At 47.8% G+C, this 17,466-nt stretch carries 22 protein-coding genes; 15 read left to right on the plus strand and 7 right to left on the minus strand.

Going from position 1 to position 17,466, the window contains the following annotated elements; translation table 11 throughout:
* Nucleotides 1-306: iron-containing alcohol dehydrogenase (locus VAE48_RS07280; RefSeq protein ID WP_322792656.1), on the plus strand; the 306-nt coding region annotated here is incomplete at its 5' end.
* 11 nt (nucleotides 307-317) lie between these two features.
* Here the strand turns inward: VAE48_RS07280 and VAE48_RS07285 are convergent.
* Together VAE48_RS07285 and VAE48_RS07290 are read right to left on the minus strand one after the other, a co-directional pair.
* Nucleotides 318-1,163, minus strand: a complete 846-nt coding sequence (locus VAE48_RS07285; protein ID WP_322792657.1) for a DegV family protein — start codon at nucleotides 1,161-1,163, stop codon at nucleotides 318-320.
* Nucleotides 1,164-1,253: 90 nt separating this feature from the next.
* A complete protein-coding gene (locus tag VAE48_RS07290) occupies nucleotides 1,254-1,889 on the minus strand; it encodes a nitroreductase family protein (RefSeq protein WP_322792658.1) in 636 nt (211 codons plus the stop codon).
* Nucleotides 1,890-1,957: 68 nt separating this feature from the next.
* Between VAE48_RS07290 and zwf the strand changes: the two genes are divergently transcribed.
* On the plus strand, nucleotides 1,958-3,502 hold the full coding sequence (gene zwf / locus VAE48_RS07295) for a glucose-6-phosphate dehydrogenase (protein ID WP_322792659.1): 1,545 nt from the start codon (nucleotides 1,958-1,960) through the stop codon (nucleotides 3,500-3,502).
* A 1-nt stretch (nucleotide 3,503) separates the two neighbouring features.
* Here zwf and VAE48_RS07300 read toward each other — a convergent pair whose 3' ends face one another.
* On the minus strand, nucleotides 3,504-4,121 hold the full coding sequence (locus VAE48_RS07300; RefSeq protein WP_322792660.1) for a zinc ribbon domain-containing protein: 618 nt from the start codon (nucleotides 4,119-4,121) through the stop codon (nucleotides 3,504-3,506).
* Between the two features lie 30 nt (nucleotides 4,122-4,151).
* Here VAE48_RS07300 and VAE48_RS07305 point away from each other — a divergent pair, with 30 nt between their 5' ends.
* Complete coding sequence (locus tag VAE48_RS07305) at nucleotides 4,152-4,775, plus strand: SH3 domain-containing protein (RefSeq protein WP_322792661.1); 624 nt, start codon at nucleotides 4,152-4,154, stop codon at nucleotides 4,773-4,775.
* Here VAE48_RS07305 and VAE48_RS07310 read toward each other — a convergent pair.
* From VAE48_RS07310 to VAE48_RS07325, 4 genes are read right to left on the minus strand one after another with little or no spacing between them, the layout of a single operon-like run.
* Nucleotides 4,772-5,428, minus strand: coding sequence for a hypothetical protein (locus VAE48_RS07310; protein WP_322792662.1), 657 nt, complete (start codon nucleotides 5,426-5,428; stop codon nucleotides 4,772-4,774). The two genes, VAE48_RS07305 and VAE48_RS07310, sit on opposite strands and share 4 nt — an antisense overlap.
* Nucleotides 5,412-5,648, minus strand: coding sequence for a hypothetical protein (locus VAE48_RS07315; protein ID WP_322792663.1), 237 nt, complete (start codon nucleotides 5,646-5,648; stop codon nucleotides 5,412-5,414). The genes VAE48_RS07310 and VAE48_RS07315 overlap by 17 nt, the downstream gene beginning before the upstream one ends.
* A gap of 3 nt (nucleotides 5,649-5,651) precedes the next feature.
* The gene (locus VAE48_RS07320; RefSeq protein WP_322792664.1) at nucleotides 5,652-6,575 is read right to left on the minus strand and encodes a patatin-like phospholipase family protein; all 924 of its coding nucleotides are present in this window, start codon (nucleotides 6,573-6,575) and stop codon (nucleotides 5,652-5,654) included.
* A gap of 28 nt (nucleotides 6,576-6,603) precedes the next feature.
* Nucleotides 6,604-7,782: an aminotransferase class V-fold PLP-dependent enzyme gene (locus VAE48_RS07325; protein ID WP_322792665.1), complete on the minus strand. Its 1,179-nt coding sequence runs from the start codon at nucleotides 7,780-7,782 to the stop codon at nucleotides 6,604-6,606.
* Nucleotides 7,783-7,798: 16 nt separating this feature from the next.
* On the opposite strand from VAE48_RS07325, the gene VAE48_RS07330 reads away from it, so the two are divergent.
* The 12 genes from VAE48_RS07330 (at nucleotide 7,799) to VAE48_RS07380 (ending at nucleotide 17,465) form a co-directional block, all read left to right on the plus strand.
* Nucleotides 7,799-9,082, plus strand: a complete 1,284-nt coding sequence (locus VAE48_RS07330; protein ID WP_322792666.1) for an MFS transporter — start codon at nucleotides 7,799-7,801, stop codon at nucleotides 9,080-9,082.
* Between the two features lie 19 nt (nucleotides 9,083-9,101).
* On the plus strand, nucleotides 9,102-9,554 hold the full coding sequence (smpB, locus tag VAE48_RS07335; RefSeq protein ID WP_322792667.1) for an SsrA-binding protein SmpB: 453 nt from the start codon (nucleotides 9,102-9,104) through the stop codon (nucleotides 9,552-9,554).
* A gap of 35 nt (nucleotides 9,555-9,589) precedes the next feature.
* Nucleotides 9,590-10,297: a phosphatidate cytidylyltransferase gene (locus VAE48_RS07340; RefSeq protein ID WP_322792668.1), complete on the plus strand. Its 708-nt coding sequence runs from the start codon at nucleotides 9,590-9,592 to the stop codon at nucleotides 10,295-10,297.
* Between the two features lie 15 nt (nucleotides 10,298-10,312).
* Nucleotides 10,313-11,842 (plus strand): histidine ammonia-lyase, encoded by a 1,530-nt coding sequence (locus tag VAE48_RS07345; protein WP_322792669.1) that lies wholly within the window; start codon nucleotides 10,313-10,315, stop codon nucleotides 11,840-11,842.
* Between the two features lie 65 nt (nucleotides 11,843-11,907).
* Nucleotides 11,908-13,020, plus strand: a complete 1,113-nt coding sequence (locus tag VAE48_RS07350; RefSeq protein WP_322792691.1) for a L,D-transpeptidase — start codon at nucleotides 11,908-11,910, stop codon at nucleotides 13,018-13,020.
* A gap of 13 nt (nucleotides 13,021-13,033) precedes the next feature.
* Nucleotides 13,034-13,762, plus strand: a complete 729-nt coding sequence (locus VAE48_RS07355) for a cytochrome c biogenesis CcdA family protein (protein ID WP_322792670.1) — start codon at nucleotides 13,034-13,036, stop codon at nucleotides 13,760-13,762.
* 11 nt (nucleotides 13,763-13,773) lie between these two features.
* Entirely contained in the window at nucleotides 13,774-14,310 is a 537-nt protein-coding gene (locus VAE48_RS07360) for a TlpA disulfide reductase family protein (RefSeq protein WP_322792671.1), read from the plus strand.
* On the plus strand, nucleotides 14,307-15,326 hold the full coding sequence (locus VAE48_RS07365; RefSeq protein WP_322792672.1) for a DUF2085 domain-containing protein: 1,020 nt from the start codon (nucleotides 14,307-14,309) through the stop codon (nucleotides 15,324-15,326). The genes VAE48_RS07360 and VAE48_RS07365 overlap by 4 nt, the downstream gene beginning before the upstream one ends.
* Before the next feature lie 4 nt (nucleotides 15,327-15,330).
* A complete protein-coding gene (gene pgeF, locus VAE48_RS07370; protein WP_322792673.1) occupies nucleotides 15,331-16,116 on the plus strand; it encodes a peptidoglycan editing factor PgeF in 786 nt (261 codons plus the stop codon).
* A gap of 18 nt (nucleotides 16,117-16,134) precedes the next feature.
* Nucleotides 16,135-16,881, plus strand: coding sequence for a YggS family pyridoxal phosphate-dependent enzyme (locus tag VAE48_RS07375; protein ID WP_322792674.1), 747 nt, complete (start codon nucleotides 16,135-16,137; stop codon nucleotides 16,879-16,881).
* Nucleotides 16,874-17,137 (plus strand): YggT family protein, encoded by a 264-nt coding sequence (locus VAE48_RS17510; RefSeq protein ID WP_416181034.1) that lies wholly within the window; start codon nucleotides 16,874-16,876, stop codon nucleotides 17,135-17,137. The genes VAE48_RS07375 and VAE48_RS17510 overlap by 8 nt, the downstream gene beginning before the upstream one ends.
* Before the next feature lie 4 nt (nucleotides 17,138-17,141).
* Complete coding sequence (locus tag VAE48_RS07380; protein ID WP_322792675.1) at nucleotides 17,142-17,465, plus strand: hypothetical protein; 324 nt, start codon at nucleotides 17,142-17,144, stop codon at nucleotides 17,463-17,465.
* Nucleotide 17,466: the final 1 nt, after the last annotated feature.

Below are 17,466 nucleotides of genomic sequence, written 5' to 3' on the forward strand. Positions count from 1 at the left end.
CCGGTGGTGTGTCGCGTCAATATTGAGGCCCTTAAAATGCGCCAACCAAACCATCCTGCTCTCGAACGCTATCATCGGCTGGCCGGCTGGCTGGTGGAAGATTTGACTGCCGATGTGCTGGACGGCATCCGCTGGATGGAAGAAACATGTGAAGAACTCCATATACCACGTTTGCGAGAGTATGGAATTCGGCAAAAAGACTTTGCCAGAGTGGTGGAAAATGCCAGAAAAGCCAGCAGTATGAAGGCCAACCCAATCGAGTTGGAGGATGAAGAACTATTTCAAATTTTGGAAGAAGCGTTTTGAAAAATGAGCGTCTATTTTGCTTCCGTGAAATAACTCACCGCAATGACGCCCGGCCCGGCATGAACGAGAATTGCTGGCGGCAGATCATAGATACGAACGCTTGAGATTCCCAATTGCGTCTTAAATTCCTCAGCAAGAGCTTGGGCTTCCTCTTCTGCATCGCCATGCATGATGGTGAGCAGTGCCCCATCGTGGTGCGGGCAGTCAGAATAGACCAGTTCTTTTAATCGTGCCATTGCCCGTCGTTTGGTGCGCTGGCTTTCCACCGGTTCAGTGCGGCCATTCTTAAATTGAAGAATTGGTTTGACCTGCAAAAGGCTGCCGACGAGCATTTTTGCGCCGCCAATTCGTCCGCCTTTGTACAGGTATTCGAGCGTATCTACAACAAAGTAGACCCGTTCCCGCTGGCTCATATCTTTGACCCGTTCGATGATGGTATCGGCGTCCAATCCTTCTTTTGCCCAACGATGCGCTTCTAAAACAATTGAAGCCAGGCCCGAGCCAATGGTGCGTGTATCCACAACGCGGATATCCCTTCCTGGAAAATCTGCTGCTGCTACTTCGGCGCTGCGGAATGTGCCGGAAACGTCTGCTGAAGGAGTTAAAACAACGACTGTGTTGCCGTCCTGAGTGTATTTATCATAAATTGGGTGATACAATGCCGGGGGCGGAGCGGCGGTTTTTGGCAGGGTGTTTGCTTCACGCAGTCTTTTCAGGAAGGTTTTACTATCCATTTCAGTGTCATCGCGATAGGTTTCATTGCCAAAAACGATGATTTGGGGAATATACGGTATTCCCAGTTCCTGCGCCTGGGGGACGGGGATACTGGATGTTGTATCAGCAACAATTGTAACCATGATGAGTCCTCTCTTGGGTATTACCAAAATTAACGAAAAAAATAGCACCACAAGGTTGTGATGCTATTATACAATGATAAACCTCAGGAATTAATCCTCAAACAGGGATTGTTGCCAGTTTCCCCGAAAGGCGAAATGATCAACCGGGTTACGGGTGCGGACTTTGCGCTCTTTTTCCTGAACTTCTACGGGTAAATCTTCGATATCTCCCGGGTAGCCGACAGCAATCATTACCCGCGGGGTATATCCTTCTGGAATGTTGAATAGTTTGCGGGCTTTTTCGGCGTCAAATCCGGCCATCGGACGACAATTCAACCCCATTGCGGTTGCCTGAAGCAGTAAATTTTGATTCGCCATGCCTAAATCGTGCAGAGCTTTGGTATTTTCTCTGCCGTCGGGGCGAATATCCTCGCTGACTGCCAGCAAAAGCAACGGGGCACGGTTAGCCCACACCTGATTGTCGGGGTTGAGACAGGAACGGGCTTTTTCCAACTGTTCCGGTTTGGATGGTTCAAATACAAGATAAACCCACGGCTGGCGGTTGCCGCTGGAGGGTGCTGAACGGGCGGCTTCCAGCAGTAACAGAATTTGCTCCCAGGTTAACAGCCGTTCAGGATCGTAAATTCTGGAAGAGCGGCGGGACTGAATGAGGGAGTGAATTTCAGGATTGGGAAATTCATCGCGAGCGGTTATTGGAGATGTGGTTTGTTCACTTTTGACATTCATTTTTTGTTCCATGCTTATACGGATTTTCTCTATTTATTTTAACCGGCAGGTTGTAAAATTGATAGCAATTGTATGACGCTGCGCAGGACTTTTCACAAGGAATTATTGATATGAATACGCTCAATTCTGAAACCAAAAACGCTTCACTTGCCATCGTAATTTTTGGTGTAACCGGCGACTTAACCCGCCGAAAATTGTTGCCCGCATTGTATGAGTTAATGAAAGCAGAAAAACTGCCGGAAAAGCTTTATCTTATTGGTTTTGCCCGCAGAGACTGGAACGACGAATTTCTTCGGGAGAAATTAAAGAGCGGGATTGATGAGTATGCCAGAAGTAAACCAATTGAAGATGAGATTGTGGAACGCCTTTTATCCAGAACCCATTATGTCCAATCAACTTTTGAGGAGTTGCAGGGTTATCAAAAGCTAGGGGAATTGATCAAAAGTAATCGGATTCAGAATGTCTTGTTGTATCTGGCAACACCACCGGAGGAATATCTGGTCATTGTAGAATTATTGGGAAAAAGTGGTCTCAATAAAAGAGAAAACGGCTGGACAAGAATCGTGATCGAAAAGCCTTATGGACGTGACATTGAGTCGGCAACGGTGCTGGAGCAGGCAGTTCATCGCGTGTTTTCCGAAAAACAGGTTTACCGGATTGATCATTATCTTGGCAAGGAAACCGTACAGAATATCCTGGTTTTTCGCTTTGCCAATGCAATCTTTGAGCCTTTGTGGGATCGCCGCTATGTTGACCACGTACAAATTACTGTTTCTGAAACAGTCGGTGTTGGAACGCGTGCGGGCTATTATGATAATGCAGGCGTAATTCGCGACATGTTTCAAAATCACCTTTTGCAGCTGGTGACACTGACTGCGATGGAAGCGCCGGTTGGTTTCAACGCTGATGCGGTCAGGGATGAGAAGGTCAAGGTTCTTAAGGCACTTCGTCCACTCAAGGGGAAAGATGCCATTCAGAACACTTATCGGGCACAGTATGTTTCTGGTACTATCGAAGGGAAACGTGTACCCGGATATAAAGATGAAGCTGGTGTACCGCCGGACTCAGTTACCGAGACCCTGCTGGCAGCGCGCCTGTATATTGATAACTGGCGTTGGGCGGGGGTACCTTTTTATGTGCGTTCCGGAAAACGGTTGCCCAGCCGCTTGACGGAAATTGTGATTCGTTTTCGCCAGGCACCATTATCGCTTTTCGACTGGCATAATCTGGCAGGAGATGCTCCCAATACCCTAGTGCTCAGCCTTCAGCCGGACGAAGGAATTCGTTTGGAGTTTGGCGCAAAAGCCCCCGGCCCGATTAATCAAATTGCACCGGTCAACATGGAATTCAATTACCAGGAAACTTTTGGCATCGAACCGCCAGAAGCATACGAACGTTTGTTGTTGGATTGCATCCAGGGAGATGCGACGCTTTTCACACGTTCAGATGAAGTTTTAAGCCAGTGGGCGTTTACTTCCAATATTTTGGAAGCATGGCAGCAATTTCCTGTTCGCAATTTGCCAGTTTACGAAGCGGGTACATGGGGCCCGCCAGGCATAGATGATTTTATTCAGCAAGATGGCCGTCAGTGGCGCAATCCTGCTGGTGATTAGTTCAATTGGATTTGCCGCAATTGGGGCATTTTCGCTCGTTTGACTTGAGAATAAAGCCACAATAACGGCAGGTTTTGGGCTGTAAATTACCCAATGGCGCACCGCAGGCAATACAGCGAGGTTCTCCAACAGGATTTGCCGTGTTGCAGTATTCGCATACTAAACGCCGAAATCGCTCGGATAATTCCTGCGTACTGTTCAGTGACTGGGCAGTTTGATCAATTACCCGCCAGATCTGGTCAATCAATTGAATCGACTCAATATCCTGAGCCAGATCATCAATACGGTGAAGCAAGCTCAGGGGGTTGCGCAAGGCAAACAAAGCCGTTTTCCCAAGGCTGGCAGCCAGCCCTAACCAGTTTTGCCTGCCCATCTGAACGAGAATTCCATCTTCGTGGGATTGAATCGAAACGATTATTGCTGTTTGTCCTCCGGAAGCGGCATTGGGGCGCGTGCCAATTTGGACGACAATTCTCTCGCCTGTGCCAATTTGCTGGGCGCGGTAATTACCTCGGTTAAAGGCAGCAAACAAACTGCGGGAAACATCCGATGGCGTGATAACGCCGTGATAAATTTTTTGCAGTTGATCAGATCGGTTATAATCTGCAGGTAGACTCATGGCTCAGACTTTCAAAGTGATGGTGAGAGAATGCGTTCAACCAAGCGAAAATGGTTTTTATTGCTGTTTATTATAACGATTATTATCCCGTTTGGGTTGCCTGAGGGTGGAGGAACTCGTGTTCTGGCCCAAATTCCAACGGTGGATATTGCCACGGTCACCAGCACCCCCAGCGGACCAATCGTCTCTGTTCGACCCGGCACGAATGAACCTTCCATCAATGTGCGCAGCGGCCCGAACGCTCTGTACCCGCGGGTGGGGGTTTTGTTGATCGGTCAGACTGCTGTTGCAAAAGGCAGATCACCGGGCGGGGATTGGATCTTAATTGAATATCCTGGCGCCCCTGGGAATGTTGGCTGGGTGTATAGCCCTTTTGTTAACATTACACCCGGAGAATTACCCATTGTTGAACCGCCGCCAACACCGACACGCGATATGACGGCCACAATTGATCCAACGCTGGCAGCACAGTTTATTGTTACTGTTGCACCAACCCGATTGCCAACCTTTACCCCGCCTCCCCCTTTGGCTATTCCCACATTTCAAAACCCCTCTGCGGCAGGAGTACCGGCTGTACCGATGGGGTTGATCATTGTGGTATTGTTGACCATTGGGGTGCTTTTGGGCATTTTCTCTTTCGTCCAGCGCCGTTAGCGGGCAAAGAAGCGGGTGAGTTCCCGGAAACAGGCCGAACTGATTCGGTGGCTGACAGGCGAGTGACAAAAGTGAACCTTGGCGTTGGCATTTTTCAAAAACTCAACCGTTTCGTAGGCGCGCTCAATCGGAACAATCTCATCCTCGCTGCCGTGGGCAACAAAAAAGCTGATGTTGGCCAGCGCAGCTGGAGGCTGATAGTCAGCTGGTAAAAACGGCAAGAAGCCCGAAAGAATTGCCGCTTTTATCACCTGGTCAGGATAGGCAAGGCAATAAGCAAGAGCAAGCGCAGCTCCCTGACTGAAACCCATTAATTCAATGGGTTGATTGGGGAGGGAGTAATCGCGGCGAATCTGGTTCATCAATTGGTGTAATGCGCTGGCTGGTTCAAGAAAAGCCTGCAATGTGGCTTCTCTGCCAGGACGGTGTCCTATCCAACCATAACCGCCTTCCGGCGTCGGAATCGGGCCGCGCGGAGCGAAAGTCCAGTAATTGTGGGGCAGGGCTCGCTGGAAAATCTGCATTGAGTTTTCATCACCAGTCCAGCCATGAAGCATCAAGAGAATTTTGGTTGATGATTCTGGGACAGCCGGCCGAAGGCGAAGAATCCAATTTTGGTAAAGAATGATTTCAGTGTTAGTTGCCTCGTTCACGTTTGACGATCCACTCCAGCACGGAAAGAATGAATACAATTAAAACCACCGGTGTTAGACCGGTAATGAAGCAGAGAATTCCTAAAGCCAATGCACCGCTGCCGTAGAAGTACAAAATTAAACCACCACCGACCAGCAGGATCAATAATATGCCGCCGACGATTAATCGCACAGTGGTTTGCCGGGCGTAACGGCGCAGGTCATCGGTCAAATTCGTCACCCACTAATCGGTGAGATCTTCTTCCAGCACTTTGCCGGGAGGTTGAGCCCCGCGAAAACGGCGGACAATTTGGTAATACCAGGCCAGCGATTCGTGCAAACGGGGAAGAATCTCGATGACGCTCCGTTCGCCAGCCTCCAATAATTCTTTTGGATTTACGCGATCTAACGGGGCAACATGATGCACTTCAGGCCGAATGATCACATCCGGTTTTTCAACCTGTAAGCGAAGTTCGGTAACCATTCGGGCTGTAATATCCATTGAATTGACAAAGATGCGTAAGGATTGGGCAAATCTGGATTGAGTAATTTGATGAAGAATGGGTCGCGGCAGTGGCGGTTCAATTGGGACACTCAATTCTGGCATTTCACGCCACTCCTCCGGCGTAGGAGAAAGGCATACTGCCACAACAGGTAAATGAGGTGCCAACCAGCGGGCAACCGCAACAGGGACGGGATCAAGCACACCTCCATCCACCAATTCAAAATCATTGATGTAGACCGGGGGAAAGACACCCGGAATGGCAACGGTTGCCAGCACTGCCTGAATGACATTGCCTTTATTGAGGATGATTTCTTGTTTGGAGCGGATATCCACAGCAGTCAATGCCAGCGGTATTGATAAATCCGTAAAATTTTTATCTTCCAGATAGGAATTTAGAAAGTTGACCAACCCCGCTAAGCCAAGCAGTGAAGGTGGATCTTCAGGTTTTCGGGCAAAAAAGTCCTTATGATTGACCATTCCCAATTCGGAAATAATGTGATCAAGGTTCACACCGGCAGCATAAACTGCGCCAACAATACCGCCAGCACTGGTGCCGGCTATTGCGCGAATTTTAAAACCTTCTTTTTCCAATCGCTTAATTACACCAATGTGGGCGATGCCTTTAACCCCACCGCCACCTAAAGCCAATGCGATCTCGGTCATCCATGTCCTCCTCTGAGAAAAATCCGTATCAAACCTTGCAAAGTATAACAGAGAGAGCCTTTTTTAGTGCAAGGATGTCTGATTCGTCATTGTAAATTTGAACTGAAAAGCGAAGCAAAGGACAATTACGCCAGCGGGTGATGGGTATTTCAACATGAAATTCCCGATACAACCGCTCTTGAACTTCAAGAGCATTAATCCCCTCAGGTAAAGGTACAGTGCCCATCTGCACATACCACTGAGAATCATCGGGATACAACCCCGGAAGACCTGTGACCTCTTCGATACTATGACGCGCCACGGAGGCAAGTTTATGGCACCGGATGCGCAATTCATCCCATCCAAGTTGGTGTTGAAACTTAATGGCATCCGATACTGCTAAAAAGGCTGAAATATCGCGCGTGCCGCTCCATTCCAGATAATCTATAAACGGAGACTCGCCCGGTGGTTCACTTTGCCAGCCCCAGGAAACGATCAGGGGTTCAATCAGCCCTTGCACTTCTGAACGCGCATAGAGAAATGCAGACCCCTTTGGTGCGCATAGCCATTTATGGAGATTGCCGACGTAAAAATCTGCTCCAATTTTTTCCAGATGTAGGTCAATTTGTCCGGGGGCATGTGCGCCGTCCACAATCGTCAAAATCCCTTTTTGGCGTGCCCGTTCACAAATCGCCTGAATCGGAAAAATTAAGGCGGTAGGAGAAGTGATGTGGCTGATGAATATTACCTTAGTGCGAGGGGTCACTCCTTTCCAGAGGTCTGCAATAATTTGCTCCCGTTTTTGTACTGGCAAGTTTATCGGCTGATTGATATACTTGAAACCGCGCTTTTGAGAGAGGAAACGCCATGTGCGATCCAGTGCGCCGTATTCATGATCGGTGCTCAGTACCTCGTCTTCGCTGGAAAGATTCAAACTGCGGGCAATGATGTTCAAGCCGGTTGTCGCATTGGTCACATAGACCAGATTGGCGGGTTGGGTGTGAAGATATTCGGCTAAGGCTGACCGGGATTGAAATAAAAGCTCTTTGGCCCTGCGCCCCAAAAATTCAACCGGCTGGCGTTCGAGTTCTCTCTGCCAGTACTGATAACGTTCAAAAACGGGAATCGGGGTGGCTCCAAAAGAACCGTGATTAAGAAAGACGATATCCGGTCTCAGTAAAAACAAAGAGCGATAAGGTGATTTTGAGTAATCTGTTTGGGCATTCATACCATTGGTCTCCGCTATGGCATTCCGTTTAATTTCAATCTTACCACCTCAAGCCTCTTCACAGGCAAAACGCAATTTTTATCATTTTTATGCTGATGTGATCTGGTTTGGGGTGATGAATGGCAGTGTGCTTTCATTTCTGGCAGTGTATGCCACCCGGATCGGGGCAAACGCCCAACAAATTGGTCTTATCAATGCTGCGCCTGCCATCATGGCTTTGTTGTTTTCGCTGCCTTTTGGGGCATGGATTGAGCCGCAATCCAAACGCAGAGCGACCTTGATTACCGCGCTCCTGATGCGGCTTTTTTATTTTCCCCTTTTCCTGATCCCTTCCCGTTTACCGATTGAAATTCAAGTTCCTGTAATTCTTGCAATGGTTTTCCTGATGCACATTCCTGCAACCGGTTTGGGTGTGGCGTTCAATGCCTTGTTTGCCGAAGCAATTCCTATTCAAGACCGCGCGCAAATTGCAGGTGTCCGCAATGTCTTTTTTGCCATAGTTTCGATTGTAACCTCGTTAACCTGTGGGTATATTTTGAATCATTTTGTTTTTCCACTGGGTTATCAGATTGTTTTTGCTATTGGATTTTTCAGCGCAGCACTTTCCACCTTGCATTTAGGGTTGATTCGCCCTCCCATCCAACAAGAGGATGGAGTGAAATTTATACCTGAAAAGCAAAGAGATGAATCGGAAATCACGGAAAATCAACCTAAGAAGCCATTTGAAATTCTCTTAACAAAAGACCTGCATATCGAAATTATTAAGAGTCCCTTTCGTTCGGTCTTATGGATGATGTTTTCTTTTCATTTTGCTCAATTTCTTCCACTACCTTTATTCCCCGTTTTTGCGGTTAAGGTATTGGGGGTGTCGGACCAGGTGATCAGCGTTGCCAACGCCATCTTTTTCCTTGCCATGTTGATGATTTCAAGTCAGGTGTCAAGACTGGTGGGGCGGTTGGGTAACCAGAAGATTACCGGGCTGGGATTAATCTTTTTGTCCGGGTATCCATTTATTCTGAGCCTTTCGCATGGCGCTTTGCCTTATCTGGCTGCCCACTTGCTGGGTGGGACGGGTTGGGGCTTGGCGAGTAGCGCGATGTTTAATTTTGTTCTGGAAAAAGCTCCCAGCGAGACACGCTCTGCGCATCTTGCATGGTTTAATTTGTTCGCCAACGCAGGTATTCTTTTGGGTTCTCTGATTGGTCCATGGGTGAGTTCACTGATTGGCATTCGTTGGGCATTATTCTTTTTTGCGATCTTCCGGTTTTGGTCGGGGTTGAACATAGTCCGCTGGAAGTAGATGTGTTAAAATCGCTGATATGTCTGTGAAAGTTGTTGCCACGAACCGCAAAGCTCGTTTTGAATATTTTTTACTGGACACTTTTGAGGCGGGAATCGCGCTTCAGGGGAGTGAAATCAAATCCATTCGAGCAGGTCAGATCAGCCTGGCAGAAGCCTATGTGCAGACTGATGGCAAGGAAGCCTGGCTGATTAATGCTCACATCGCTCCCTACGAACAAGCCAACCGCTTCAACCATGACCCCCGCCGGCCACGCAAGTTACTCCTTCATAAAAGGGAAATAAGAGAGCTCTGGAATGCAGTACGTCAGAAGGGCGTGACCATTGTTCCGGTTCAGGTATATTTGAAGGAGGGCAAAGCCAAAGTGGAAATTGCCATTGCAAAGGGGAAAAAATTGTATGATAAGCGCCATGAGATTGCCAAGCGTGATCAGACCAGAGAAATCGAAAGAGAACGAGGACGTGATTTATAAGGCAATGTTGACCCCGTTCATTCTGGGGGTTCAAAATGCTTGGAAATAACTGGCTAGCCCTGGCTGTAACTTTCGCCTTAGCCTTGCTATGGTTACGGTTTAATGATTACCTTGCCCATCGGGGTTGGGTAAGTTCCCAATTGAGCCGTAAAATCATTCACGCCGGGACAGGTCCAATCTTTGTTTTATGCTGGTTGTTGTTTGCTGATGAGCCATCCTCCCGATGGCTGGCTGCACTGGTGCCTTTTGCCATCACGGTTCAATTTTTTCTGATTGGAATTGGGGTTATTCGAGATCAGGCGGCGGTGGACGGGATGTCGCGCAGTGGCGACCCGCGCGAAATTCTAAAGGGGCCGCTCTATTATGGCATTGTTTTTGTCATTCTTACCATTGTGTACTGGTATGACTCGCCCATCGGAATCACGGCTTTGATGATGATGTGTGGTGGTGATGGACTGGCAGATGTGATCGGCAAGAGACTGCCCAGTCAACCAATCCCCTGGTCGCCAAGAAAAACATGGATGGGAACAGCCACGATGTTCCTGGCGGGGTGGCTTTTTTCAATTCTTATTCTGGTGGTTTTTGTATTTGCCGGTAAATTTTCCGTGGCACTTTCTTCGCTCTTTTTCCCGGTAACCATTCTGGCGTTAATAGCAACACTGGTCGAATCGTTACCCATGAGAGATATTGATAACCTGACCGTACCGCTGGTTTGTGTTGCATTTGGTCATCTGCTTTTCTAACCCAAGAGGCACCCAATGATTCGACTTGATGGCAATCACCTGGATATTCAAAGCCTGGTATCTGTTGCGCGTTATGGTGAAGAAGTGGAGATTGCTCCCGAGGGGAAAGAAAACTTAAGACGATCCCGCGATGTCTTAGAGACAATTCTAAAATCCAATCAGGCTGTATATGGAATCAATACCGGCTTTGGTATTTTTTCGGAGAAGCGCATCCCAATTGAAGATAGCAACCGCCTCAGCCGAAATTTGATTCTGAGCCATGCTGTAGCAGTGGGTGATCCATTGCCTGGGGAGGTTGTGCGGGCAGCTATGCTGGTTCGTGCCAATACGCTGGTAAAGGGTTATTCGGGTGTGCGCGAGGAAGTTGCCCAGACACTGGTGCAAATGCTGAACAATAAGGTGACACCGCTGGTACCGCAGCAAGGCTCGCTTGGTTCTTCAGGTGATTTAAGCCCTTTATCTCATCTGGCATTGGTGTTCACAACCGATGATGCGGATCGTGAGGAAGAATCAGGTTGGGCTGAATATGGAGGAGAAATTCTGACCGGCAAACAGGCGATGAAACTGGCGGGAATTCCTCGTTTGGTTCTTGGACCAAAAGAAGGATTGGCGATCAATAATGGAGCAACCTTCAGCGCTGCAATGGCAGCCTTGATTGTTCATGACGCTTACCAGGCAATTCATATTGCGAATAAAGCCACGGCTTTAAGTTTGGAGGCGTTGCTGGGTTGTTCATCAGCATTTGATGAACGGATTCATCAGGTTCGCGACCAGGACGGGCAATTGCGCGTAGCCAGTGAAATCAGAGCAGAGATAAAAGGCAGCACATTTATTGATGCAGCCTGTCGTGTTCAGGATGCTTACTCACTGAGATGTACCCCTCAGGTTCATGGGACGATTCTTGAAACGATTGAATTTACCGAACGGATTATTCAAAAAGAATTGAACGCAGCAACCGACAATCCCTTACTGTTTGAGCCGGATGTTGCGCTTTCTGGTGGGAATTTTCACGGTGAGCCGATTGGTCTGGTAATGGATTTTCTGGGGATTGCACTGGCGGAACTGGCTGCAATTTCGGAAAGAAGGACTTTTCGGTTATTGGATGCGAAATTAAACGGCGGACTGCCGCCCATGCTGGTTGATTCTCCGGATGCTGCGGGGCTCAATTCAGGCTTGATGATGCCGCATTACACAGCGGCCTCCCTGGTGCTGGAAAATCAAACACTGGCACATCCCGATAGTGTGCATTCATTGCCCACCTCCGGCGGGCAGGAGGATCACAATGCCAATGCCATGACAGCCGCCCGTCACTGCTGGAGGATTTTACGCAACACGCAGCGAGTGTTGGCGATTGAGCTTTATACCGCGGCTCGGGCGGTTGACTTGCGCATGAGGCAGATGCCTAAACACCATTTAGGACAAGGAACACAACACTTGTGGTCTTTGTTGAGAGATCATGTGCCTTACCGGCAAGGGGACGCATGGTGGGCGCCTGAGATTGCAATTATTGAACAGTTAATCGAAAGCGGGCAATTGGTGTGGTAAACTCTTATGTGCTTTTAATTGAGTGTTGATTGACAAATTAGATTTTTCTGGTTATCTTTTTGACTATGAAATGGGCAGAAACCCGCTTATCTCGAAGGAACTTTCTCAAACTGGGTTTATTTGGTTTGGGCAGTCTGGCTATGCGCCCTTGGAAAGTGTGGGGCGATCTGGTTCGGGAATGGCCGGATGCTGAACGGTTGGGAAGAGTATGCGTTGGTAAAGTCAATGTGCGTAAAAAGCCATCCGTTGAGGCGGATTCGGTGGGGGAATTGTATGAGGATGCGGTAGTCATCTGGCTGCGGGAGGTCATCGGCGAAGCGCCTTTGGGAAGACAAAGCCGGCGCTGGGTCGAAACACCGGATGGTTTCGTTTACGCCCCCAGCCTTCAACCGGTGAAGTACCAGCCTAACCAGCCGTTGACTGAATTACCTGTAACCAGCATCGGGCGCGGGATGTGGGTGGAGGTGACCATACCCCATACACAGATTTTTTTGGAAAACCGTTCACCGGCTTCTCCGTGGCTAAAATATACGATCGAGTACAATACCGTTCCGCGGCTTTATTACAGTCAAATTTTATGGGTGGATGATGTTCGTGCCAATTCCCAGGGGCAAATTCTTTATCGGGTTAATGAACGCTTTGGTTCTTACGGAGATGTTTTCTGGGCAGCAGCTGAAGCGTTCCGTCCGCTCAAACCGGAAGAACTCGAACCGATTCATCCTGAGGTTGAAAATAAGCGCATTGTGGTAGATGTAACCCCCACACGGCAAATTTTAACCTGTTACGAGGGGCGCAGCGAGGTGTATGCCTGCCTGATTTCTTCCGGGGCAATCTGGAATGCAGCCGGAGAGGTTGTAGAAGCCTGGCGAACACCCATCGGTGCCCATCCGATTTGGAGAAAATCCGTATCCATTCATATGAGCGGCGGTCAAACTGGCACAGGTTATGATCTGCCCGGTGTTGCGTGGACGACTTTGTTCACCGGTGAGGGGGTAGCTATCCATTCGACCTTTTGGCACAACGACTTTGGGACACCACGCTCACGGGGTTGCATTAATTGTGCTCCGGAAGATGCTCATTTTATCTTTCGATGGACTTTACCGGTTGTTCCTTATGATCCCGGTGATATACAAGTGGGGATGCCGGGTGGAACAATTGTGGACGTAATTGAGAAATGATTTCGGAGAGGATATGTTAACGGTCAATGTGACGGCAGGTTTGGCATTTTTAGCAGGACTGGCTTCTTTTCTATCCCCTTGTGTTTTTGCACTGATCCCTGCTTATATTGGTTATCTGAGTGGTAGTTCTGTGGCAGCAGCCCAAACCGAACCGCAGCGAATTAACACCCTCAATACGCTGATGCACGGTGTGGCTTTTATTCTTGGCTTTAGCGCTGTATTTTTGACGCTTGGTCTCACCATGTCGGCGGTGGGCAGTTTGTTATATGACTTTCGCAGCGTTTTGTCCAAACTGGGCGGTCTGATTGTGATTGTTTTTGGGCTGCACATGACCGGTTTGCTGCGTCTCAGTTTTCTTGAATACGACTTGCGTCCCCAGACCAAAATGCAGCAGAATCGCAGTCTGTTTTCTTCTGCCTTATTGGGAATTACTTTCTCGGCCGGCTGGTCACCGTGTATTGGGCCGGTTTTGGGGATGATTCTCACGCTGGCGATCAACAGCGGTTCTATCCATCAAGGACTGGTGTTGTTAGGCTTTTACTCTGCGGGTCTGGCTGTGCCATTTTTACTGGCGGCGCTGGGAATTGGATGGGTTACAAAATTGCTCCGTAAGCATGGGAAAGTCATGTTTTACATTGAGAAAGCCATGGGGGTGTTGATGATTATTGTTGGAGTGATGTTGTTTTTGGGGGTCTTCAATCAACTGGCTCAACTGGGTACTTTTGTTGATTTTGGACTTTGAGGCAGATCAGGGTGAATTGGAAATCGGCCATCTTGCTTTTGGGAGGATTAGCGTTTGGCGGTCTATTGGGATTGCTCATCTTTTTAGGAGGTAACCAACCGCTGACCGCCCAACGTGAGCGACAGATTCCACAAAGCGGGCAAAAGTTTCCAGATTTTTCGCTTGAATCCTTGGATGGGGAAAAGATTACCTTTTCTGAACTGGTTGGCAAACCGATTGTGGTTAATTTTTGGGCAACGTGGTGTGATCCGTGCAAGGAGGAAATGCCCCTTTTTGAAGCCATTTACCGGGAAAGTTCTGGGATTGTGGTGCTTGGTGTCAATTATAATGAACCGGCCAATATCATTCGACGATTTGTTGAGGAAAGAGGAATAACCTTTCCCGTTTTGTTGGATGCAGACGGTAAAATTGCGGAAAGATTTCAAGTTTTTGGTTTCCCGACAACCTATTTCATTGATCGTGATGGGATCTTGAGGAGCACGCACGTTGGCCAGCTGGATGAACAAATTCTCTCATCCTATTTAGAGAAAATTGGAGCAGCCCCATGATGGTGGTTACTTTATTCGTTAAGCAGGGCGACCCGGCGGTTGAAACAGTGGTAGAGATGTTGAACCGCTTGAAAGATGAATATCCGCATCAGCTTGCAGTTGTTGCTATTGACCAGGATGAAGGTTTGAGAGCTGTATATGAGAAGGACGCTCCGGTTGTTCAGGTTGGGCCATATCGGCTGGGTTCCCCCTTTCGTGAACAAGATTTAAGGGTAACGTTGGGGGCAGCACTCGATCGTGCCAGACATCTGAATGCAGTAGGTGATGAAAGTTATTCAAAACGGGTTGAGCGGGGTAGAAAGGTCAGCACAGCCGACCGAATTTCATTGTGGCTGAGCAACCGCTATATGTGGTTGATCAATTTCTTTATTTTTCTGTATGTGGGCTTACCGTTTCTTGCTCCAGTGCTGGCTTTGAATGGTGTTCAAACGCCTGCGAGGATTCTGTACACCATTTACAGTCCGTTGTGTCACCAATTGACCTTCCGCTCATGGTTCCTGTTTGGAATGCAGCCTTACTACCCGCGCAGCCTTGCAGAGGTACAAAATTTAGCCTCATACGAGCAGGTGTTCAGCGTACCCCCAACCGATCTGGCATTTGCCCGCCAGTTTACCGGAATGGAAGAAATCGGCTATGGGGCAGGCAGAATCGGGTTCAAAGTTGCCTTATGTCAACGGGATGTGGCAATTTATGCATCTCTACTGGCATTTGGGTTGATTTTTTCGCTCTCTGGCAGAAAAATAAAATCATTGCCGTGGTATCTCTGGCTAATTTTCGGTCTGTTACCAATTGGATTAGATGGATTTTCCCAATTGCCCAGCCTGCTGTCATTTTTATCTGAATTGCCCGTTTTTCGGGAAAGTACCCCTCTCTTGAGAACAATGACCGGCGTCCTTTTTGGTGGTACAACCGGCTGGTATCTCTTTCCGATGATTGAAGAAAGTATGCGCGAAACCAGGACGTTGTTGAGCCAAAAAAGAACGATTGTTGCTCAAATTCAATCCGAAGGGAATTGATGGAATGCCATTTATTCAAGCGAATGGCTTAGAGTATTACCAATTTGAACTGCTTGGTAATCAGGTTACCCATGCTGTTTTCACCCGTAAGGGAGGGGTAAGCCCGCAACCCTGGGCGAGCCTGAATTTAGGTGGAACGGTAGGAGATAGCCGTGAGAATGTAATTGAAAATCGCCGGCGCATCTTTGAAACGCTGGGGATAGAAGTTTCATCCATTTTTGATGTGTGGCAGGTTCATTCTGATAAAGTGATATTTACACAAAAATCCCGTCCCCTTGATCAGCCTCATGAGAAAGGGGATGCGATTGTGACGAAGAACCCAGATGTCACCCTGTTCATGAGGTTTGCAGATTGTGTTCCAATTTTATTGTATGATCCGGTTCAACGGGTGATTGGTTTGATTCATGCCGGTTGGAAGGGTACGGTTCAGAAAATCACCTCAAAAACGGTGCGTTTTATGGTTGAACATTTTGACTGTCAACCGGATAATATTCTTGCCGGGATAGGACCTTCAATAGGAGTAGATCATTACCTCATTGGGGAAGATGTTGCGAGAAAAGTGAAAGAAACTTTTGGGACCAAAGCGTCACGCGTGCTATCCACAACCAACGGTTTGATTCATTTTGATTTATGGGCAGCCAATGAAATCCTTTTGAGGGAAGTTGGGGTAAAATCCATTGAAGTTTCGAAACAGTGTACGGCCTGTGATCTTGAACGGTGGTTTTCTCATCGTGCGGAACAGGGCAGTACAGGCCGATTTGCAGCCTTAATCAAATTACATCAATCATGAGAGGGAATATCCGGCAAAATGCCTTTGAGTGTTGAGGAGATCCGTTCCAATTACCTGAGGGTACAGGAAGAAATCCATCGGACAGCCTTAAAGTGTGGCAGAAATCCGGCGGAAGTTCGAATCGTTGTTGTGTCTAAGAGTCAACCGGTGGAGGTCATCAAAGCGGCAATTCAAGCCGGCATCCACTGTTTTGGTGAAAATTACCCGGAAGAAGCCGCTGAAAAAATCAATGCTCTCCACGGTGTTGAAGATGTGGAATGGCACATGATTGGACACCTTCAAAGTCGAAAAGCCAAACTGGTTGCCGCTCATTTTGACTGGATGCATTCAGTGGATAGCGTGCGGATTGCAGAAAAGCTGGAGCGGTTGCTCGAGGAACAGAAAAAATACTTAAGGGTGTTGTTGGAGTTTAATGTGGGGGGTGAGGAATCCAAGTATGGCTGGTTAGCCAGGGAGAGAGACCGTTGGCCTGAATTGATTACGGAAATTGAACAAATTCAGGCTTTTTCACACCTTCAAATCTGCGGTTTGATGACGATGCCACCTCTAACTTCCACCTTACAGGAAGCACAAGGTTTTTTTCGTCAGCTTAGACTGCTTAGAGATTTTTTACAGGCAAAGTTGCCACACCTCAACCTTACAGAATTATCCATGGGTACCAGCGCTGACTTTCCTGCTGCGATCATGGAAGGTGCTACCCTGGTGAGAATCGGTCAGGCAATTTTAGGGCCGAGAGACTATCAGAAAGGTCGAACCTATGATTGATCTATTAATTTCTTTAATTCAAGCTATCGGCAGTTTGTTATTAATTGTTGTCATTGTCAGTGTTGTGCTTTCGTATTTTATGTCGCCTTACCACCCGCTCCGTTCAAATCTGGACCGAATTGTTGAGCCATTGCTTAATCCAATTCGACGGGTTGTACCGCCGTTGGGTATGATTGATTTCAGCCCATTGATTCTCATCATATTAATTCAAGTTGTGGAAACTTTATTAATTTCGCTGCTAGCTTCTTTCAGGTAGTCAAATGGCAAATCCAAAGAAACCCCGTTTCCACGATGCAAAAGCTGGTTCAGCAATTACCGTCAGCCTGCATTTGAATGCCAAAGCGAACAAAATTGAAAAAGTATTACCTGACGGTACCCTGCAGATAGGAATGGTCAATCCACAGGGTGATTCAACACTTGATGCTGAATTGTTGAGGTACTTGTCGGAATTGTTTGGAGTGCCCCTTAACTGTTTTGAAATCATTGGCGGTAAAAATTCAACCAATAAACTGATCAGCATTATCGGTGTCAGTGTGGAACAGGTTCAGCAAATTGTTGGGAGAGTAGCAAAAATCCCCTCATAAA

The organism is Bellilinea sp. (assembly GCF_034432615.1).
Taxonomy (GTDB): Bacteria; Chloroflexota; Anaerolineae; order Anaerolineales; family Anaerolineaceae; genus Bellilinea.

Coding starts and splice junctions, on each gene's coding strand:
- VAE48_RS07340 (WP_322792668.1), top strand. CDS start 9,590: ATGCTTGGAAATAACTGGCTAGCCCTGGCTGTAACTTTCGCCTTAGCC.
- VAE48_RS07320 (WP_322792664.1), bottom strand. CDS start 6,575: ATGACCGAGATCGCATTGGCTTTAGGTGGCGGTGGGGTTAAAGGCATC.
- VAE48_RS07305 (WP_322792661.1), top strand. CDS start 4,152: ATGCGTTCAACCAAGCGAAAATGGTTTTTATTGCTGTTTATTATAACG.
- VAE48_RS07290 (WP_322792658.1), bottom strand. CDS start 1,889: ATGAATGTCAAAAGTGAACAAACCACATCTCCAATAACCGCTCGCGAT.
- VAE48_RS17510 (WP_416181034.1), top strand. CDS start 16,874: ATGATTGATCTATTAATTTCTTTAATTCAAGCTATCGGCAGTTTGTTA.
- smpB (WP_322792667.1), top strand. CDS start 9,102: ATGTCTGTGAAAGTTGTTGCCACGAACCGCAAAGCTCGTTTTGAATAT.
- VAE48_RS07375 (WP_322792674.1), top strand. CDS start 16,135: ATGCCTTTGAGTGTTGAGGAGATCCGTTCCAATTACCTGAGGGTACAG.
- VAE48_RS07330 (WP_322792666.1), top strand. CDS start 7,799: ATGGCATTCCGTTTAATTTCAATCTTACCACCTCAAGCCTCTTCACAG.
- VAE48_RS07345 (WP_322792669.1), top strand. CDS start 10,313: ATGATTCGACTTGATGGCAATCACCTGGATATTCAAAGCCTGGTATCT.
- VAE48_RS07300 (WP_322792660.1), bottom strand. CDS start 4,121: ATGAGTCTACCTGCAGATTATAACCGATCTGATCAACTGCAAAAAATT.
- VAE48_RS07325 (WP_322792665.1), bottom strand. CDS start 7,782: ATGAATGCCCAAACAGATTACTCAAAATCACCTTATCGCTCTTTGTTT.
- VAE48_RS07355 (WP_322792670.1), top strand. CDS start 13,034: ATGTTAACGGTCAATGTGACGGCAGGTTTGGCATTTTTAGCAGGACTG.
- VAE48_RS07350 (WP_322792691.1), top strand. CDS start 11,908: ATGAAATGGGCAGAAACCCGCTTATCTCGAAGGAACTTTCTCAAACTG.
- VAE48_RS07365 (WP_322792672.1), top strand. CDS start 14,307: ATGATGGTGGTTACTTTATTCGTTAAGCAGGGCGACCCGGCGGTTGAA.
- VAE48_RS07285 (WP_322792657.1), bottom strand. CDS start 1,163: ATGGTTACAATTGTTGCTGATACAACATCCAGTATCCCCGTCCCCCAG.
- VAE48_RS07380 (WP_322792675.1), top strand. CDS start 17,142: ATGGCAAATCCAAAGAAACCCCGTTTCCACGATGCAAAAGCTGGTTCA.
- pgeF (WP_322792673.1), top strand. CDS start 15,331: ATGCCATTTATTCAAGCGAATGGCTTAGAGTATTACCAATTTGAACTG.